13 protein-coding genes and 1 pseudogene are annotated in these 18,864 nt (G+C 70.7%); 3 read left to right on the forward strand and 11 right to left on the reverse strand.

Translation table 11 applies throughout. The features are described 5' to 3' along the window. Window positions 1–160: 160 nt before the first annotated feature. The 6 genes from AC5P1B_RS12450 to AC5P1B_RS12475 all read right to left on the reverse strand — a co-directional run bounded on the left by AC5P1B_RS12450 (window position 161) and on the right by AC5P1B_RS12475 (window position 6,221). Window positions 161–943 (reverse strand): ABC transporter permease, encoded by a 783-nt coding sequence (locus AC5P1B_RS12450; protein WP_493886953.1) that lies wholly within the window; start codon window positions 941–943, stop codon window positions 161–163. A gap of 68 nt (window positions 944–1,011) precedes the next feature. Beyond that, window positions 1,012–1,938, reverse strand: a complete 927-nt coding sequence (locus AC5P1B_RS12455; protein WP_493886956.1) for an ABC transporter ATP-binding protein — start codon at window positions 1,936–1,938, stop codon at window positions 1,012–1,014. After that, window positions 1,901–2,902: an aminotransferase-like domain-containing protein gene (locus AC5P1B_RS12460; RefSeq protein ID WP_493886957.1), complete on the reverse strand. Its 1,002-nt coding sequence runs from the start codon at window positions 2,900–2,902 to the stop codon at window positions 1,901–1,903. Before AC5P1B_RS12460 ends, AC5P1B_RS12455 begins: the two co-directional genes overlap by 38 nt. A 673-nt stretch (window positions 2,903–3,575) precedes the next feature. After that, entirely contained in the window at window positions 3,576–3,785 is a 210-nt protein-coding gene (locus AC5P1B_RS12465; RefSeq protein WP_493886958.1) for a DUF397 domain-containing protein, read from the reverse strand. A gap of 231 nt (window positions 3,786–4,016) precedes the next feature. Beyond that, complete coding sequence (locus AC5P1B_RS12470) at window positions 4,017–4,889, reverse strand: helix-turn-helix domain-containing protein (protein WP_493886959.1); 873 nt, start codon at window positions 4,887–4,889, stop codon at window positions 4,017–4,019. Between the two features lie 579 nt (window positions 4,890–5,468). Then, window positions 5,469–6,221, reverse strand: a complete 753-nt coding sequence (locus AC5P1B_RS12475) for a GOLPH3/VPS74 family protein (RefSeq protein ID WP_493886960.1) — start codon at window positions 6,219–6,221, stop codon at window positions 5,469–5,471. Window positions 6,222–7,228: 1,007 nt separating this feature from the next. Between AC5P1B_RS12475 and AC5P1B_RS12480 the strand changes: the two genes are divergently transcribed. Further along, window positions 7,229–9,943: a D-alanyl-D-alanine carboxypeptidase gene (locus tag AC5P1B_RS12480; protein ID WP_493886961.1), complete on the forward strand. Its 2,715-nt coding sequence runs from the start codon at window positions 7,229–7,231 to the stop codon at window positions 9,941–9,943. An 885-nt stretch (window positions 9,944–10,828) separates the two neighbouring features. After that, window positions 10,829–12,727, forward strand: coding sequence for a DUF8823 domain-containing protein (locus tag AC5P1B_RS12485; protein WP_493886962.1), 1,899 nt, complete (start codon window positions 10,829–10,831; stop codon window positions 12,725–12,727). A gap of 135 nt (window positions 12,728–12,862) precedes the next feature. Here the strand turns inward: AC5P1B_RS12485 and AC5P1B_RS12490 are convergent, their stop codons facing one another. From AC5P1B_RS12490 to AC5P1B_RS12505, 4 genes and pseudogenes are all read right to left on the reverse strand, one after another. Beyond that, window positions 12,863–13,483, reverse strand: a complete 621-nt coding sequence (locus tag AC5P1B_RS12490) for a C39 family peptidase (RefSeq protein WP_493886963.1) — start codon at window positions 13,481–13,483, stop codon at window positions 12,863–12,865. A 426-nt stretch (window positions 13,484–13,909) separates the two neighbouring features. Continuing rightward, entirely contained in the window at window positions 13,910–14,422 is a 513-nt protein-coding gene (locus AC5P1B_RS12495; RefSeq protein WP_493887026.1) for a hypothetical protein, read from the reverse strand. Then, a complete protein-coding gene (locus AC5P1B_RS12500) occupies window positions 14,419–14,610 on the reverse strand; it encodes a hypothetical protein (RefSeq protein ID WP_493887024.1) in 192 nt (63 codons plus the stop codon). The genes AC5P1B_RS12495 and AC5P1B_RS12500 overlap by 4 nt, the downstream gene beginning before the upstream one ends. 15 nt (window positions 14,611–14,625) lie before the next feature. Further along, window positions 14,626–15,146: pseudogene (locus AC5P1B_RS12505) on the reverse strand (MerR family transcriptional regulator); the annotation flags it as partial. Window positions 15,147–15,324: 178 nt separating this feature from the next. Between AC5P1B_RS12505 and AC5P1B_RS12510 the strand changes: the two are divergent. After that, a complete protein-coding gene (locus AC5P1B_RS12510) occupies window positions 15,325–15,756 on the forward strand; it encodes an OsmC family protein (protein WP_493886965.1) in 432 nt (143 codons plus the stop codon). A gap of 244 nt (window positions 15,757–16,000) precedes the next feature. On the opposite strand, the gene recQ is transcribed toward AC5P1B_RS12510, so the two are convergent. Beyond that, window positions 16,001–18,544: a DNA helicase RecQ gene (recQ, locus tag AC5P1B_RS12515; RefSeq protein WP_493886966.1), complete on the reverse strand. Its 2,544-nt coding sequence runs from the start codon at window positions 18,542–18,544 to the stop codon at window positions 16,001–16,003. Window positions 18,545–18,864 lie beyond the last annotated feature (320 nt).

The raw sequence follows: 18,864 nt of genomic DNA on the forward strand, positions 1-18,864 counted from the left end.
TGCCCGCTCTCGGTTGTTGTCGGTCGTTGTCAGGCCGCTGTGGACCGTTGTTGCTCGCTCTTGACTCTCCTGGGGGCCCGTGGGGACCACGGAGCACAGAACCGGCGCAGCGGTCGACAACACCGCCGCAGGGCCACGAACTCCTGACGCGGGTACGCGTTCACACGTCACGCCGCCGCACGGCGAGCACGGTGAGCACCACCGCGGCGAGCGGCCAGAGCGCGAGGGCCGTCCATGCTTCGGCCACCGTGGGCAGGCCGGAGCCGGTGCGGGGATGAAGCTGGGACAGGCAGGTGCGCCAAGCGTAGTAGGGGAACACGCCGTACAGGTCGTTCGCCCACTGGTGGACGCCCGGCTTGAAGAAGCCCGGGACGACGACGAGGACGGCGCAGGCCGTGACGACGGTGGTGGCGGTATGCCGCAAGAGCGCACCGATGCCCATGCCCACCAGGGCCGACACGGGCGCGAGCAGCGCGTTCGCGACGAGTACGCGCGGGACGCCGGGGTCGCCCCCTGAGAGGCCGATGCCCCGGCCGGACAGGATGGCCTGGCTCACGCCGAACGTGCCCACCGAGACGACCACTCCGACGGCGAGCATGACGCCCGCGACGACCACGGCCTTGGCCACCACCACCCGGTGGCGGGCCGGTACCGCGGTCAACGTGGTGCGGATCAGACCGGAGGCGTACTCGCCGACGATCGTCAGGGACCCGACACTGCCCGCGCCGATCATGAGGAGGGCCACGCCGACACCACTGAGCGCCTCGGTCATCGGGTCGTAGCGCGACTTCTCCCGCGGTCCGAAGTCCCGCCAGTCGCCGTAGGTTTCGAGACTGCTCTGCGCGGCGAACCCGATCAGGACCAGGACGCCCAGCCCGAGTACCCAGTACGTCGAGCGGAGCGACCACAGTTTGATCCACTCGGCGGCGAGGAGATCGCTCAAACGGACGCGCGGTCCGGCCGGCGGCCCCGGCCGGGCAGTCGAGGTCGGCCGTGCCGCGGTCAGTGAGGTCATCGGAGATCACCCGGGAGGCGATCCCCCGTGAGGTACTCGGCGCGGTCGGCGGTCAGTTCCATGAACGCTTCCTCCAGCGAGGCGCTGTGCGAGGCGAGTTCGCGCAGCATGATCCGTCGTTCGAAGGCGATTTCGCCGATGCGGGCGGCGGTCAGTCCCGTCACCGTGAGCGACTCGGCGCCGTCCGTTCGTACGCCCGCGCCCTCGGCTGCCAGGGCGGCCGCGAGCCGGGCGGGGTCGGGCGTGCGCACGGTGACGCGGGTTGGGGTACCGCGCGCGGCGAACTCGGTGACGCTCTCCTCCGCGATCAGCTCGCCGCGGCCGATGACGACGAGGTGGTCGGCCGTGTTCTCCATCTCGCTCATCAGATGGCTGGAGACGAGCACCGTGCGCCCCTCGGCGGCCAGTCGCTTGAAGAGGCCGCGCACCCACCGCACGCCCTGCGGGTCGAGGCCGTTGACCGGCTCGTCGAACAGCAGCACAGGCGGATCGCCAAGGAGGGCGGTCGCGATGCCGAGCCGCTGCCGCATCCCCAGGGAGAACCCGCCGACGCGGCGGCGCGCCGCCTCGGCCAGACCCACCTCCTCCAGGACTTCCCACACCCGGCGTCGGGGCACACCGTTGCTGCGGGCCAGCGCCGACAAGTGGGCGGCGGCGCTTCGGCCGGGATGGACATCCCCCGCGTCGAGCAGCGCACCGACGTGGTGCAGTCCGGCCTGCCGATGGGTGAACGGGCTCCCGTCGATGGTGGCGGTCCCGGCGGTGGGCTGGTTCAGCCCGAGGATCACGCGCAGGGTCGTGCTCTTGCCGGCGCCGTTCGGTCCGAGGAACCCGGTGACATTCCCAGGCCGCACCGAGAAGCTGAGGTCGTTGACGGCGAGGACGTCACCGAAGCGTTTGCTCAGTCCGTTGACTTCGATCACGTGGCCCACGGTGCCGCCGACCGGGCCCGTGCCACATCGGCCGCCGGGCAGGAATGGGCGAGGCGGCGCGGACCCGCGCCAGGTGGGCGTCCAGATCGGAGTCGGCGAGGTAGCGCGCGGCGGCCAGCTGATTCACCGTCGGCGTGTGCAGGTCGGCCGCCTGCTTGGCCACGACGCAGGCGCGCCGCAGCGCCTCGGGGGCCCGCAGCCAGCCGAGCCGCAACCCGGGCGCCATGATCTTCGAGTAGCTGCCGATCAGCACAGTGCGGTCGGCGGCGTCAACCACTTCGCCGTACGACGCGATCCACGGCACCGGCTCACCGTCGAAACGCAGTTCACCGTACGGGTCGTCCTCGATCACCCACAGCCCGCGTCGCGCCGCCACCGTGGCGACCGCCAGCCGCCGCTCGGCGGGGAGGGTGCGCCCGGTGGGGTTCTGGAAGGTCGGCACGACGTAGAGCAGCTTCGGCCGCTCCCGTTCGACCAGCGCGTCAAGGGCCTGCGGGTCCAAGCCGTCCGCGTCGGACGGCACCGGCACCACGCGCGCGCCCGCGAGCGCGAAGCTCTGCAGCGCGGCGAGATAGCAGGGCTCCTCGACCAGCACGGCATCGCCCGGGTCGAGCAGGGCGCCGGCGATGAGGGTGAGAGCCTGCTGCGAGCCCGTGGTGATCACCAGGTCGTCAGGGCTCGTCGCGAGGCCGCGCCGCGTCAGCCGGGCCGCGGTCGCCCCGCGCAGGCCGGGATCGCCCTCGGTCATCGAGTACTGCAGGGCGCGCTGCGGCTCCTCGGCGAGTACGCGGCCGAAGGCGGCGGCTATGCCGTCGGTGTCGAACAGCTCCGGCGCGGGGAGCCCGCCCGCGAACGAGATGACCTCCGGGCGCGCGGTGAGTCGGAGAATGTCCCGCACTGGAGACCCGGCGACCGAGGTGGCGCGGGCGGCGAGTCGGGGGGTTCTGGCGCGCATGGCTGCTCCTTCGCTCGTATGGCGTGTCCTGCTCGAATCCGCCGCTCAGCAAGGCGTGGGCCGCGCGGCGCTGTTGGTGAAGCGCTGTGCGACGCACTGAGCGTGACGGATCGGGTGGCGCCACTCGTGCGACGGGCTGGTTGAAAGCCGTAGCTTACGAGGATGCGGGCGGCTGGAAAGAGGCGTTCCGGCATTCGGGCACGCCGTCGCGTTACGGCGTAACCCGCCACCCCGGGCCGCCGAGTGGCCAGGGAACAGTGAGGACGAGGCGGGGTCGCGGAAAGCGCTCAGGAGCCGACGCGCATTTGGTCTCGGCCGTGGATGTGCCAATGGCTGAAAACCCTTGGTGTCCCAGGGCGGTCAACATGGCTGTGCCCAATGAGCGTAAACAGACGTAAACAAGGCCGCACGCACGGGTGTGTACGGCAACGAGCCCTCTCGGCAGGGACGGCGACCAGTCGAGAGGGCTCGCACCACCTTCGCGTCGTTCGCGGTGCCGCGGCGGTGGATTCTTGCGGTATGAGCGGCTCCAGCATTCAGAGGTCTCTCGGCTCGCAGACCTCTGCGGTTGTGTGCGTGTGTACGGCTGTGCGGTGGGGCTGGGCGGAGCCGAGTCGGTGCTGAAACACCGCTGAGCGGAACTCAGCGTTTTTCAGCGGCATACGGTGGTGCTTCAGGCGCCCTTGAAAGAGTCGCCGTTGACATCCGTGACAAAGCTGGACCACGATTCCGGGGAGAAGCTGAGAGACGGGCCGCTCGGGTCCTTGGAGTCGCGGACAGCGATAACCTGGGGATCGGGAGAGGCTACTTCCACACACGCACCGTTACCGCCGGAGTGCGTGGACTTCTGCCAGACGTGGGTTTCCCCGCGACGAATAGCCATGTTCGCTCCGTGTGTTTGCCGGATCTGCCACCCACTTGGGCGGCGTGATCGACGCTACTCGTGAATTCCGCTGAGGGAATGGGTCGTTCACTCAACCGGATGGCATATCCCATTGGTGTCTTCCATATACGGGTGCCGGAGGTGTACTCTCCGTCCCTCTCCGCTGCCGTGGCCGTTCCAGGGCCCTGATTCCGGACGTGGCGCAGCCAGGTTGCTGCTGACGGTCAGCGGTCAGCCCGTCTCGTGCTGACGCGCGTGATCGCGGGCCACTTCGGCGATGAACTCCCGGCTCTGGTCCACATTGAGCGCCTGGGCGCGCAGGTGCTCGTACATCATGCTGTAGCTCTGCACGTCGGAAAGCTTTTCCAGATAGAGGTCGCTGGTGACGCCCTCCAGATACACCACGCTGGTGTCCGACTCGTCAGAGAACTCCAGAATGGAGAACTGCCCGCTCATGCCCGGATGAGACCCCATGTAGAAGGGCAGCGCCTGGACCGTCACATGCGGCTCATGGCTCATGCGGATCAGATACTCCAACTGCTCCGCCATCACCCGGGAATCGCCCACCAGCCGACGCAGCGCCGACTCGTCGACCACGGCCCACAGGCGGAGCGGGCTGAGTGGGTCCGCGATCCGTTCCTGCCGTCGCAGCCGGACCTGCACGCGTTGGGCGAGCTGCTCCGGGGTGCCTTCAGGGATGGCGCCACCGATGACGGCCTCGGCGTATTCCGGGGTCTGTAACAGCCCGGGAACCACCTGGGACTCGAACACCCGCAGCGAGGCCGCGTCGTTCTCGAAACCGATATAGACGCTGTACGGGACGTCGCCGAAAGCGTTCCACCAGCCCTGCTGGCGGGACTCCTTGGCCATTTGCATCAGTGACTCGACGAGTCGTTTGTCCTCGACTTTGTACGCCCGGCACAGATCACGCACATCACGCTGGCTGATGCTGCGGCGGCCGTTCTCCAGACGACTGATCTTCGACTGGGAGACCATGAGTTCCTCGGCCACCTCCTCCGCCGTCATTCCCTTCTCCTGGCGGAGTCGGCGCAGTTCCTGACCCAACCGGCGTCGCCTGACTGTGGGGCCGACGTTGGATGTCACTGGGCGTGCACCTCCGGCTTCGTACTGCTGCCCGTTTATTGTTCAGCAGCCTGCCATCACCGGCCGGGGCGGCGCTGGCGAATGGCCACAGAGGGTCTTGGCGCGGACACATCCGGCGACGTCGGCCGGGCGCGCCGACGCGCACTCGCTCACGCGCCACGACCGCGTGGAACATCCGTCACCCGTGACGCACTGGATAACCGGACAGGTGACCCGGCGCGCGCGGCCTGGCGGCCACGAGTCGTCGGACACAGCGGCACATCGGCGTACACACGCGTCGCCGCCGTTGACCGAGCGCGCGCCCGCGCGGCCATGGCGATGCGGGCCCGCAGGCACGCGGCCAGAAACCGCGCGACGACGCGTCGAGGGTGCGCGTGCGCGCGAGGCGGTGGGACGGCCGTCATCCAGAGCGGTCGTCCCATCCACCCCGCGCGCCTTCAGCGGCTCCCGAACCGGATCAGTGGGGACTGCGGTGCGGTCGGGTTGAGCGGATGGTGCGAGTGGTGCGGGTGATGCGGTATCGCTAGCCGGCGCCGGGCCGGTGAAACGTTTTTCGTCGTGGCCGGCGCCGGATCGTACTCAGCGAGCGCCAACGCGCGCCATGGTGCCGTGGTGGGGTGCCGACTGCGCCGGAACGCCACCCGCCGGTTCCACGGCGGACCGTGCCGCGGACTGCCGTCCTGTGGCCGGTGCCCGCCTGGGCTGTGCGCCGACGCCGTTCTGCACATCCATCACGGCATGTGCCACGAGCCCGCCCATCGGGTCGTGCCTGATCAGATCCCGGAGCCTGGAGCGCGACGAGCGCCCCTCGTTCCCGGGGTACAGGTGCTTGCCGAGCCCGACCGCATGGGCCAGGGCGGCGAGCGCCGCGGTTCGCGGGTCCGGCGGAACGCCGGTCCGAATCGCGTTATCCAGCCGGACCCTGATCTCCCGGCTGATCGCCGTCTCCGTCGCCTGATAGCGAGTCGTCGGCAGTACCCCACACATCTGACCCGCTACGGCATGCACCATGCCGCACCGCTCCAGGTGCGTGAGATACGTCTGGCGCAGCCCCAGTCGGGGCCCGCCGATCCAGTGGACGGCACGCACCGGACTGCCGCGACGGCGCAGCAGTTCGAGCGCGGAGTCCAAGGTCGGATCTCCGGTCGGCCGTGGCATCACCACGGCGATACGATCCCCATCTGGGGCTATCCGTCCTGCCAGAGCCAGCTCTACTAGCTGGGCCCCGGCAAGGCCGAGGTCAAGCGACTGCGGCTGCGCTGTGGTTCCCGTGGTCGGGTCCAAAGCGAGCAGCAGAAGCTCCTCGGGAATTGTTCTGCGGCTCCTGCCCATCCATGCCTCCCCGCGTGGATGAATGACAGGGTGACCCCTCTCACATTGGTCTGTCGAGAGCGCGTGGGTACTTCGGGCGGGAACCGGTAGGTATGTCGTTCTCGTCTAGCGGGTGGGCGGCGCCCTCTGGCGGAGCGGCTGCGCAAAAGCGCCGCTGCGACACAGGACACTGGTACACGGTTGGGCGGTGGGACGTGACGCCGGGGAGGCGTGGTGCGTCCCGCGCAACGTATTTCGAGGAGGCATCGGTGGCGGGCGAGTCCCCCGACAGGTCAAAGCAGCGGAAGTCATCGGGGGAAACCACTCGGGGTGAACGTGACCCGCGGTTGATCGGCCGCCCTGAAGCGGAGGGCCCCGCGGAAGCCGGTGCGGGGCGCGAGAAGGCCGCAGGGGCGGCCAACGGCGCGCCCGGCGCGGTAGACCGCGCCGAGGCGCCTGGCAGCGCCTCCAGGCCCTTTTCGACGGCTTCGGCGCGCCCCTCTGGGCGCGACGCAGGGTCCGGTTCCGCCGGGGAGACGGGCGCCGGGGGTTCCCCGACGGGCTCCGGCGACGCGCCGGACGCGCGACCGGACGCCGAACCGGAGGCCGCCCGGCGGCATCCCGGCGATCAGGCGACCGCGGTGTTCACGGCCGTACGGCGCACGGCGACCGCGGCCGGGTCCTCGGCGAGCACCGCTGACGGTGCGCGCGGGGCGACTGGGGCGACCGGGGCGGCGGCTACGGACGGCGCGAACGGTCAGAGCGGTCCGGAGCGTTCGGATGGTTCGGATGCTCCGCGCGTTCCGGATGACGTAGCCGGTGCGAACGGCGCCGAGCGCCCGCTCGGCAACAAGCGCTCAAGCGGCGACCGCGATTTCCGCGATGGCAGCGGCGACAGCGGCGCCGGCGATGAGAGTGGACGATCCGGGAGCGATGGCGGGCGTCGCGATAGCGAATCCGGCAAGAACGGTTCCGCATCGGGCGATGAACTCCGCACGGCCGGACGGGACGATGAACCGAAGGACGATGTGCTGAAGGACGACGCGTCGAGGAAGGACGCGTCGAAGGAGAAGGAGGACGTGTCGAAGGGAGACACGTCGAAGGGCGACGTGCCGCAGGCTCGCCCCGGCGCGGAGACGCCGGATCAGGCGACAGCCGTCTTCCGCACCACGCCCCTGCCCACCCGTCGCGGCACCTCTCCGGCTTCGGAATCCGGGACGGAGCCCGGACCAGACGCGGATTCGGGTACGGGTACGGGTCCGGACGAGGGGGCGGCGAGTGGCTCTGCTCCTGAGGGTGCCGGTTCTGGTTCTGCGGTGTCCGGCTCCGGTGAGTCCGGCCCGGCGGGCGGCGACGCGGACAAGAGCGACGAGGGCGAGAGCGCTGCGGGCGAGAGCGCTGCGGGCGAGAGCGCCGCGCCCGGTGGTGACGCCCGGCTGCGAGCCGCGGTCGCCGCGTGGGTAGCGAAGGCCGGGACGGACGACCAGCCGGGGGCGGAGGACTCCGCTGACGCCGAATCCGACGCCTCCGGCACGTCTGACAGGCCCGACCCGTCTGACGCGCGTTCTGGTTCCGGTTCTCGTTCCGACGCTGACGCGCACCTGGCCGCTGACCGCGCGACCGCGGTGTTCGGCGCCTTGCGTGGCGCGGCAGCCGAAAAGCGTGCCTCGGGCCAGGACGACGCGGGCGAATCGGCAGCCGGCCCGAAGGACGGTGGCGAGTCCGCTGGTAAGCCGTCCGCTGGTCAGCCGGTGGACAGCCCGACCTCCGCCTTCGGGGTCCTCAGGCCGAAGGGGCCGGAAGGCGCTGACGAGAAGGCGCACGACTCCGAGCAGCCGGGAACCGCGGCCGAGGACGCCGGGGGCGCCGCCCAGCAGAACACCAAGAAAGACACGAAGGACGCGAAGAGCACGAAGGAAGACACGAAGGAAGACACGAAGGAAGACAAGAAGGACAAGCAGGCCGCGTCCGGAGCTGGGACCGGGACCAAGGACAAGGCCGGTGGCGACAAGGCTGGGGACGACGAAGCCAAGGGTGTCAAGGGCGAGGGTCAGGACAAGGGCCCTCGTGCGAAGCCGGTCGATCAGCCGACCGCGGTCTTCAAGGCGGTCCGGCCCCCGGCCGCCCCCGGCACCGGCTCCGGTGCCAGCGCCGGGGCCGGTAGCGCGTCCAGGCCCGTGTCGCGTCCGGAGTCCGGCAACGAGCGGACCAGCCAGTTCGTACCGCTGAAGTCGACCGAGACGCGTCCGCCGAAGCCCGCTGCGGCTCCGAAGCCCGCCTCGGCCCCGGCGGCCGCATCCGGACCGGCCGTAGCGCCGGAGGCCCGGCCGAGTGGGCAGCCGCTCCCCGAGTCGGAGCGCACCAAGCAGCAGCCGATGCCCGCCGCGCCGGGAGCGGCCGGTACGGCCGGTGGCGCGGGTGCGACCGGCACGGGCGCTGAGGGCGCTGCTGGACCGCAGGCGCCGCTTGATCTGCTGGCGCAGCTGACCAACACGCGGCCGCGCCCGGAGACCCCCCTGCGGACGGTCGTCCGGCGGGTGAAGATCTGGACGCCGCTGGTGCTGCTGCTGGTGGTCCTCTTGGGCGTCGCACAGTCGGTACGCCCGCTGCCCGCCCCCGAGCTGCAGCTCACGGCCAGCGAGACGTTCTCCTTCGAGGGCGCCAAGCCGTCGATGCCGTGGCCCTCCGAGGGGCAGGCGGTCGTCGAGGTCGAAGGGCTCGGCAGCCTGGGAGCGTCCGGGGAGCAGAAGCCCGCTCCGATCGCGAGCGTCGCCAAGGTGATGACGGCGTACGTGATCATGCGCGATCACCCGATGAAGGCCGGCACCGACGGCCCGATGATAAAGATCGACGCGAAGGCGGACGAGGACGCCGGGAAGGACGCGGACGGCGAGTCCGTGGTCAAGGTCGACGAGGGTCAGCAGATCACCCAGCGGGAAGCGATCGAGAGCATCATGATCGCTTCCGCCAACAACATCGCGCGCTTGCTGGCCCGCTGGGACGCGGAGTCCGAGGCGGAGTTCGTCAAGAAGATGAATGACGCCGCCAAGGACCTCGGCATGAAGAACACCACCTACACCGACCCGAGCGGACTGAACGCCACGACCGTCAGCACCGCCGTCGACCAGGTGAAGCTGGCCAAGAAGGCGATGGACGACCCGGTGTTCCGGGAGATCGTCAAGATGCCCGAGTACAAGGACAGCAAGGGCGAGCGGCACGGCAACTGGAACCACCTCGTCCCCTCCAACGGTGTGGTGGGCATCAAGACCGGCACCACCACCAAGGCGGGCGGCAACCTGGTGTTCGCGGCCGAGAAGAAGATCGGTGGCACCACGCAGCTGATCATCGGCGCGGTGCTCTCGCAGCCTCCGGCCCAGCGGGACAACTCGATCCTCACCGGCGCCCTCGACGCCAGTAAGAAGCTGATCCTGGAGGCCCAGGACACGCTGATGGCCCACAAGGTCGTCAAGAAGGGCGATGTCGTGGGCGAGGTGGACGACGGGCTCGGTGGAAAGACGCCAGTCGTCGCGACCAAGGACGTGTCGGCGGTGGGCTGGTCCGGGCTGACGGTGGACCTGGAGCTGACCGACGGCGGCAAGAACGTCCCGCACGAGGCGAAGGCGGGCACCGTGGTCGGCACGCTGACGGTGGGCGACGGCCCCGGCCAGGTGAAGGTGCCGGTGGCGCTCAAGGACGCGCTGTCCGAGCCCTCCCTCGGGTCGAAGCTGACCCGCATCACGTGATCGACCGTTCGGGTCACGTACGGGACCGCCTGAGCTGAGCGCCAGCCGAGCAGTCCGACCAGCTGACCAGCGGGCCCACCGGGCAGCTGAGCGGCTGACCAGCTGAGCGACTGAGCGGCTGAGCGGCTGAGCGAGACAAGGTGGCGAGGAGCCCCGCCGGTGTGAGACCACCGGTGGGGCTCCCACGTGCCGGGGGGCGCGTGCACGCTGCCGTACAGCCCCGGACGCCCGCCCCGCCCCGAACGGCCGTACGGACCCGGGTAGTCGCTCAGCCCCCGACAGCCGTACGAGCCCGCCCAGCCGCACCGGCTCGAACGTAGATCGAACAAACCGTGAAAGCCGGTACGAAGGCTCGGCACGGGCCGGTGCACGGGCCGGTGCCACGGTCCCGTACGAAGGCCGCGTCCGAGGGGCGTGTCCGAGGGTCGTGTCCGAGAGTCGCGTACGGACGTCGCCGAGGCCGCGTACGCGGGTGGCGTTCGTCGCGTAGGCGCGTACGAAGTCGGCGCCCGAAGGCCGCGTACGGGCCTGCGACGGACCTGTGGAGGGCTGAGGGCCCGAGGAGGACCTGCGAGGGAGATGCGCGTACAAGGAGATGCCGAGGCGCGCCGCGCGGCCTCAGGGATTGGCCGAAGGTGTCAGGAGTCCGACGCCCATCGTTCGTGACATTGGGCACAGGTGATCAGTGAAGGGTTCGCGAATGTCAAGGTCACGCGGTTGCCCCGCAGGCCGGTCAGGGGCCTCCGCGTGCTAGCGTCGCAGGGCCGATCGGGCCCCGCCGCATCGCCCCGTCGCGACCCCCAGCGCGAACGAACCGGGTGGCAGAGAGACCCCGAGAGCGCTGAAGATGGGGAATACCTCCGGGGGAAGACGGGGAGTGCCGCAGTGACCACCGTTGATCCGGCGCGGGCCGACCAGGGCGACGTGACCGACGCCCCGGGCGACCAGAGCGACGCGAGCGCCGCTGGGCCGATACGTGTACCCGCGCAGCGTCGGCCGGGGGAGGGTGAAGGCGGGTCGTCCGACACCCAGGAGCGGCCGAGCATGCTTCTCCGAACGTTGCGCGCACTGCGTCACCCCGTGCCGGCCGCCCTGCTCTTCGCTGGCCTGCTGCATCTCATCTGGGTGCTGGTCGTCGCCAACAGCGGCGGCGACATGGCCGCCCAGGACGCCTGGGCGGAGTTCGCGCTCCAGCACCCGGGCTCGGCGTACAACCTGGCCTGGTACGGGGGCATGCACCCCGTCTCGTACAGCGTGATCTCGCCCTATCTGATGGCGGTCCTCGGCGTCCGCACGACGATGGTGATAGCGGGCACGCTCTCCGCCGGTCTCGTCGCGCTGCTGCTGGTGCGCAGCTTCGCCGTGCGGCGCCCGCTGTGGCCCGCGCTCTACGCCGCGTTCGCGCTCGCCTGCAACGCCATCTCCGGCCGGGTGACCTTCGGGCTCGGCACGATGTTCGGCCTGGCGGCCATCGCGGTCATCTTCGCGTGGCCAACGAAGTGGCGTTCCACCCGGCTGGTCCACCGCCTCGCCCGGGCCTCACTCGCGGCGCTGCTCGCCGCTCTCTCGACGATGGCCAGCCCGGTGGCCGGCCTGTTCGTCGGCATCGTGGCGGCGGCACTGTGGCTGACGAAGCGGCGCCCCGCCGCCTACGCGCTCGGCATCACGCCGACGATCGTGGTGGGCCTGTCGTCCTGGCTGTTCCCCTTCTCAGGCGAGCAGCCGATGGGTTTCTGGTCGGCGATACTGCCGTTCCTGTGCGGCGCGGGCGCGTTCGTCTTCTGCCCGCCCCAGTGGCGCACGGTCCGCCTGGTCGGCCTTGTCTACGCCTTGGGTGTGGTGCTCGCCTGGCTGATCCCCTCGCAGATCGGCAGCAACATCACCCGCCTCGGCATGCTCTTCGGCGGTGTGGTGCTGGTGGCCGCGCTGCCCGAGTTCCGGCGGCCGAGCCGTGCGCAGTTGCTGAAGAGCGGCCGCAAGTGGGTCGCGCTGGTGACCGCCATCGTGGCGGTCACGGTGTGGCAGGGATTCAAGTCGGCGGACGACATCATCAACACCACCCCCAGCGCCGCCTGGCACAGGGAGCTGGCTCCGCTGCTCGACCAGTTCGAGCGCATCGACGCCAAGAAGGGCCGGGTCGAGGTCGTACCGGCCAAGAGCCACCGCGAGTCGTCCGCGCTGCTGCGGTACGTCAACCTCGCGCGCGGCTGGAACCGGCAGGCCGACCTGGAACGCAACCCGATCTTCTACGACGACTCGCTGACCCCGCACAGCTACCGCGCGTGGCTCAAGCGCTGGGCGGTGCACTACGTCGTGCTGCCCGCCGGGAAGGTCGACGGCGCCGGTGAGAAGGAAGCCGAGCTGATCGTCGACGGGCTTCCGTACCTGCGCGAGATGTGGTCCAACGCGAGCTGGAAGCTCTACGCCGTCGAGAACCCGACGCCGGTGGCCGCGCCGCCCGCGAAGCTGGAGAGCGCGGAGCCGGACAAGCTGACCATCACCGTGCCCGAGGCCGGGCCGGTCCTGGTGCGCGTCCCCTACTCGCCGTGGCTCGGCCTCGTGGACAGCGAAGGCAAGAGCATCAAGCCTCCGAAGTCCGACGTTGAGGGCGGTGTCCCGGTCAACCTGAACGGCTGCCTCACCAAGCGGGTCGTGGAGGCGAAGGACGGTCAGCCCGAGGACGAGTGGACGGTGCTGCACGCGCCGTACGCCGGCACGTACCACATCGCCGCCCCGTACCAGCTGCCACGCGGCACGCCGTGCCCGGACGGAATGCTGGAGTAGGCCGCCGCTGGCTCCCACCCCCGGCTCCCGCCCCGGCTCCTGGCTCATGACTTCGGCTGGGGCTCTGCGGCTGGGACGCCGGGGGCTGAGTGCCGGGGGCTGGAGGCTGGACCTCGGGCCGGACAGGGCGGCCGGTCAGCCGTGCTCTCCAAGGACGACGCCGCGACCGGCGTAGTAGCGGTCGAGCTCGGCCCAGGGGACGCGGGCGAACCGCTGGGACGCCCCGGGGAACCCGGACGGATTGTGGATGACTACGCAGTCCTCGGTGGCGCCCACCGCCAGCACCAGATGCCCGCCCCGGCGCGGAGGCATCTCGGTCAGCTCCCGGATCGAGGGATGCACGGACAGCATGACCAGCCGCCCGGCCGCCAGCTCCCCGGCGATCGCGTCGGCGGGCAGCTCAGGCCGGGATTCGGCGTACAGCCCCCAGCGCTGCCGCGCGTAGTCAGCGAAGGGCGCGTAGATCAGCCCGTCCACGCGGTCCGCGTGCCGTATGTACGCCCCGGCCGCCAGGCACTCCTCGGCCAGTGACACGGTCGGCGGCGCCGTGCCGCGCCAGTGGTCGAGCGCCATGCGCAGGCAGGCCATCCCGCATACGCGCCACGACCAGAACGCGTACTCCTCGGGCGTGGCCGCCCCCGACTTCTGCCACAGCGGGTCGTCGGCAGCCGCCGTGGTGCCCGCGATGATCGCGGGCACCAGGCCGGGCGACTCCCACTGGGCGTAATAGGGGACGGGCTGGATGATCTCGGGCACGGGTGTGGATGCGGGCGGGGGCGCGGGTGTGGATGCGGCCGTTGAGGCGGAGACGGAAGCGGAGGCAGAGACGGAGACGGAGACGGACGTGTGGGGCGTCGGTGCGGGCGCGGCCGCGCGCTGTGCTGGCATGCGCGTCAGTCTCTCGCACCGACCTTGGCGCCGGATCGTGAGCGCAGGGCCTTCGGGCGCATGATCTGGGGTGCATGACCCTCGGCGCACGAGCTCGGACGGCACGTTCGCACATGTGCACATGCACACTCCTGCACGCGTAAGCGCGGGAGTACGGGTTGTCCGTTCGTAAGGACATTGCGGATGCTGCGGACGTTGCGGACGTGTGGCGGCGTGGCGTCGGGGAGGGGCAGGGCGCGGGCCCGGGTTCTCCCGCCGGCCCCACGCCTCGGCCCTGGCCCGGCCTACACAGTCCTACGGCTTCACCACCTCACATCCGATGCCGCTCGCGCCGCTACCGGCATTGGCATCGGCACCGGCACCAGTGGTCATGGCTATGGTCGCAGCGGTGGTCGCGGCCGCGGCCGTGGTCATGGCCGGGGGAATCGCGGTGGTCGTGGGCATGTCCGTCGTCTCCGAGCCGGGTTCGGTGCCGGGAGTCGTTCGCGCGCGGTGGTCGCCGATCGTCGCCGACAGCCCCGCCCAGCCCGCCTGCACCACACCGCGCACCCCGGCCGCCCGCGGAGCCCGTACGGCGAGCTCGCTCAGCCGCTCCCCCTCACCGCCGCCCATGCTGCCGAAACCGATGAACACGGGCGGGGGCCCGGCCCGCAGGAACTCCTCCAGTGCGGCGGGAAGCTCGTACTCGGCGGGCAGCCACGGCCACCAGTTCCCGGTCACCTCAAGCCCCTGCCGCCAGTCGTTCGGCCGGGGTACGAGGGTGGGGCTGAAGCCGTGCAGTACGGGCCAGGCGGCGGCCTCCCTCACGCCGCGTACCGCGCGGCCGCTCGCGGCGGGCCGCCAGCGTCGCGGGCACCGCGGGTGGGGCTGCCGTCGCCGCGTGGATCGGCGGGCAGTGCGCGGAAGTCCAGGCCGCGGTCGGCCACCAGCGGGGCGTACGGTTCGTGCGTCGCGAGGGTGACCTGGTGCCCGGCTTGCCGCAGCCGGGCGCCCACGCCGGTGTACGGGGTGACGTCGCCACGCGGCCGCCTTGGCCATCAGCTGCCGCCAGTCCTCCTCCGTATGCGCGGCGGCACGGGCCATCGACTGCTGGTACCCCTCGCTCCCACCCCACTTGAGGTGCGCGTCCGTGGCGTAACTCAGGTCGAAGGCGACCTCGCCGAACACCTCGAAACGCTCCTCCGGAGTCGGCTCGACGCCGGTCTGCCGTACCTCCACCGCGCGCTCGGCGACCTCGACAAGACGCTGGAGCTTGCCGATCTGGTCGCTGAGCTCCCTGCGCCGGGCACGGAGTGAAGCGAGGGCGTTGGCGTCGGGGTCTTCGAGGATCGCGCCGATCTCATCGAGGGGGAAGCCGAGTTCCCGGTAGAAGAGGATCTGCTGGAGTCTGGCCAGATCGGCGTCACTGTAGAGCCCGGTAGCCCGCGGGGCCGCGGTCGCTCGGGGTCAGGAGCCCGGCCTTGTCGTAGCGGTGCGGGGTGCGCACCGTGACCCCCGCGAAGCCGGAGACCTGCCCGACTGAGTAGCTCATGAGAATTGACCTCCCGTTCGCGTACACGCCTGAAGCCTGACGTGACGTGAGGGTCAACTGGGCCGGACGTCACCCCCGCAGGCCACGCGGCGCTGGCGGTTACGTCACTGCTGCCCCTGCCGTGACCCCTAAGCTAGGCGGCGCATACCGCTTTTCGCCGACAACCGGGAGCAATCGCATGGCAACGACGCGCACGGCAAAGACGCACTGGGAAGGCAACCTGCTTGAGGGCAAGGGCTCTGTCGCCCTGGACTCCTCCAAGGTCGGTACGTACGACGTGAGCTGGCCCTCGCGCGCCGAGGAGCCGGGCGGGAAGACCAGCCCCGAGGAGCTCATCGCTGCCGCCCACTCCTCCTGCTACTCCATGGCCTTCTCGCACGGCCTGGCGGGCAAGGGCTTCACCGTCGAGACGGTGGACACCCAGGCCGACGTCACCTTCCAGCCGGGCGAGGGCATCACCGGCATCGTGCTGACCGTCAAGGCGCGCGTTCCGGGCCTGTCGGAGGAGGACTTCCAGGCCGCGGCGCAGGACGCCAAGGCCAACTGCCCGGTGAGCCAGGCTCTCGCGGGCGTCAAGAACATCACGCTCAACGCCGAACTGCTGGCGTGACCGAGTGCGTTGACTGGCCTTGCCGACGGGCGCCCGGTCTGACCCCTCGCTGACAGTCCATCCTGTCCGGCGAGGGTCCGTCCCATAGTCCGGCGATGGTTCGGCTAGGTTTGTCCGTCCGGTGACCGGGGCAATGCACGGCTTCTCCCACCTCAAGCCCCGATGGGCTGGAGACCCGGTGGGAGAAGCCGTGCCGCCTTATTGGTCTTCTTACTGGTCGTGAGTCTGACTGGCGCTCGCCGTCTTACTGGTACTCGTCCTCGTACCCGTACGGCGGCTCCGCCGGTGGCTCCTCGTCGGCCCAGTCGAAGGCGGACGGGGAACTGTCAGCCGTTGCCCTGGCTGCTACGCCGTCGGCCCTCGCCCCGGCCTTCGCCGCCCCGCCGTCCGCCGGTCGACCGTTGGCAGGTCCGCTGTTCGCAGGTCCGCGGCCCGCCGGTCGGGCGGCAGGGAGCCGGGAGCCCGCGGGCGGGGAGCCCGCCGGTCCGGAGCTTGCCGGACTGGGCCGAGCCGGGCCGGCGTCCGCGGGGCTCGCGGGTGCCGGGACGGCGCCCGCCGTTCCGGCTTCCGTTCCGGCTCCCTGTACGGCTCCCTGTCCGGCGGCGAGCACGTTGCCGGGGGCGTCACCGGACGCGCCGTCGGCTACGTCAGTGGACGCACCGCCGGGGATGTCACCGGACGCACCGCCGGGTACGTCACCGGACGCGCCACCCGGTACGTCACTGAGCAGGTCGAGGATCTGCTGACCGTACTTGGCCAGCTTGTTCTCGCCGACGCCGTTCACCGTGCCGAGTTCGCCCAGCGTCGTGGGGGCCGTGGTCGCGATCTCGCGCAGCGTCGCGTCGTGGAAGATCACGTACGCGGGGACACCCTGCTCCTTCGCGGTGGCCGCCCGCCAGGCGCGGAGCTGCTCGAAGACCGGCAGCGCCGACTCCGGCAGATCGACAGGCGCCGCACGCCGCGAACCACCGCTCCCGCTGCCACTTCCACTCCCGCTCGCGGACTTCGCGGACCGCTTGACCGGTTCGGGATCACGCCGCAGCGGCACCTGGCGACCGCCGCCCAGCACCTCAGCGCTCGTGTCGGTGAGGACCAGCGTCCCGTAGTCACCCTCGACGGCCAGCAGCCGCTGGGCCAGCAACTGCCGTGCCACACCGCGCCACTCGGCCTCGCGCAGATCCGCACCGATGCCGAACACCGACAGCGCGTCGTGATCGTGCTGGATGACCTTCGCGGTCTTCTTGCCGAGCAGGATGTCGACAATCTGGCCCACACCGAACTTCTGTCGCCGCTCCCGTTGCAACCGCACGATCGTGGACAGCAGCTTCTGCGCGGGGACCGTACCGTCCCAGGAGTCCGGTGGCGACAGGCACGTGTCGCAGTTGCCGCACGCGGTGCTCTGCTGACCGAAGTACGCGAGCAGCCGCACGCGGCGGCACTCGACCGTCTCGCACAGCGCGAGCATGGCGTCGAGGTGACTGCCGAGGCGACGGCGGTGGGCGTCATCGCCCTCGGAGCCGTCGATCATCTTCCGCTGCTGCACGACGTCCTGAATGCCGTACGCCAGCCACGCGGTCGACGGCAGCCCGTCCCGCCCGGCGCGGCCCGTCTCCTGGTAGTAGCCCTCGACGGACTTCGGCAGATCGAGGTGGGCGACGAACCGTACGTCCGGCTTGTCGATGCCCATGCCGAAAGCGATCGTGGCGACCATGACGACGCCGTCCTCGCGCAGGAAGCGCGCCTGGTTCGCGGCGCGGACACGGGCGTCGAGACCCGCGTGGTACGGCAGGGCCTCGATCCCGTTTCGTACCAGGAACTCGGCGGTCTTCTCCACGGAACTGCGCGACAGGCAGTAGACGATGCCCGCGTCGCCGGGGTGCTCCGCGCGCAGCAGGTCGAGCAGCTGCTTCTTCGGGTCGTTCTTCGGCGCGATGCGGTACTGGATGTTCGGACGGTCGAAGCTCGCGACGAAGTGGCGGGCGTCCTTGAGGTTGAGGCGGACGGCGATCTCGTCGTGAGTGGCCTCGGTGGCTGTCGCGGTCAGCGCGATGCGCGGCACGGTGGGCCAGCGCTCATGCAGCGTGGACAGGGTCAGATAGTCGGGCCGGAAATCGTGGCCCCACTGGGCGACACAGTGCGCCTCATCGATGGCGAACAGCGAGATCGTGCCCCGGTCGAGCAGCCGCAGCGCGGACTCGGTCCGCAGCCGCTCCGGCGCGAGATACAGCAGGTCGAGCTCGCCGGCGAGGAACGACGCCTCGACCATCCGCCGCTCGTCGAAGTCCTGCGTCGAATTGAGGAACCCCGCCCGCACGCCGAGCGCTCGCAACGCGTCGACCTGGTCCTGCATGAGCGCGATCAGCGGTGATACGACGACGCCGACGCCTTCTCGTACGAGCGCGGGAATCTGGTAGCAGAGGGACTTACCGCCACCGGTCGGCATGAGCACGAGCGCGTCACCACCGGCGACGACATGGTCGATGACCTCCCCTTGCTCACCGCGGAACGCCTCGTACCCGAAGACACGATGCAGCACCTGCAAGGCGGCGCTCCGCTCCCCGCCACCGTTACCTTCTCCGCTGCCCGGACCGCCCGGGCTGTCGCCCCCGGTGTCGCCGGCGCCGCTGCTTCTCTCGCTCCTGACGTCCGGGCCGTGGGCGCCGTGGGCGCCGTGGGCGCTGTGCCGATCGGCGGCATCGGCGACGTCACCGGAGTCGGTGACGCCGGTGATGCCGCCGACGAGGCCGCCATGGCCTTCGGGGCCGTCATCGAGAGAAGGGGGAGTCATCCGGGCATTCTATGAGGATCTCTGCGGCCGAGGCGGGGCGTTTGCCGCATCGGGAAGACCCGGGAAGACCCGAGGAGGGACGGGCGGAAGGCGCCCTACCGCCTGCCCGGAGGTGGTTGGGCGGCGGCGGCCGTACGCCCGCACAGCACTGCGGAGACGTATCTCACCGACGTATCTCACAGGCGTATCTCACAGGCGTATCTCACAGGCGTACCTCACCCGACGTATCTCACCGAGGGGGGAGCGTCGTAGGCACGGTCACGCCGCCGTACGCCTCGACGCGCCGGTGGCCGGCGCCCCGCCACCCGACGGGAACGCCG

It is taken from the genome of Streptomyces sp. A01, assembly GCF_059026195.1.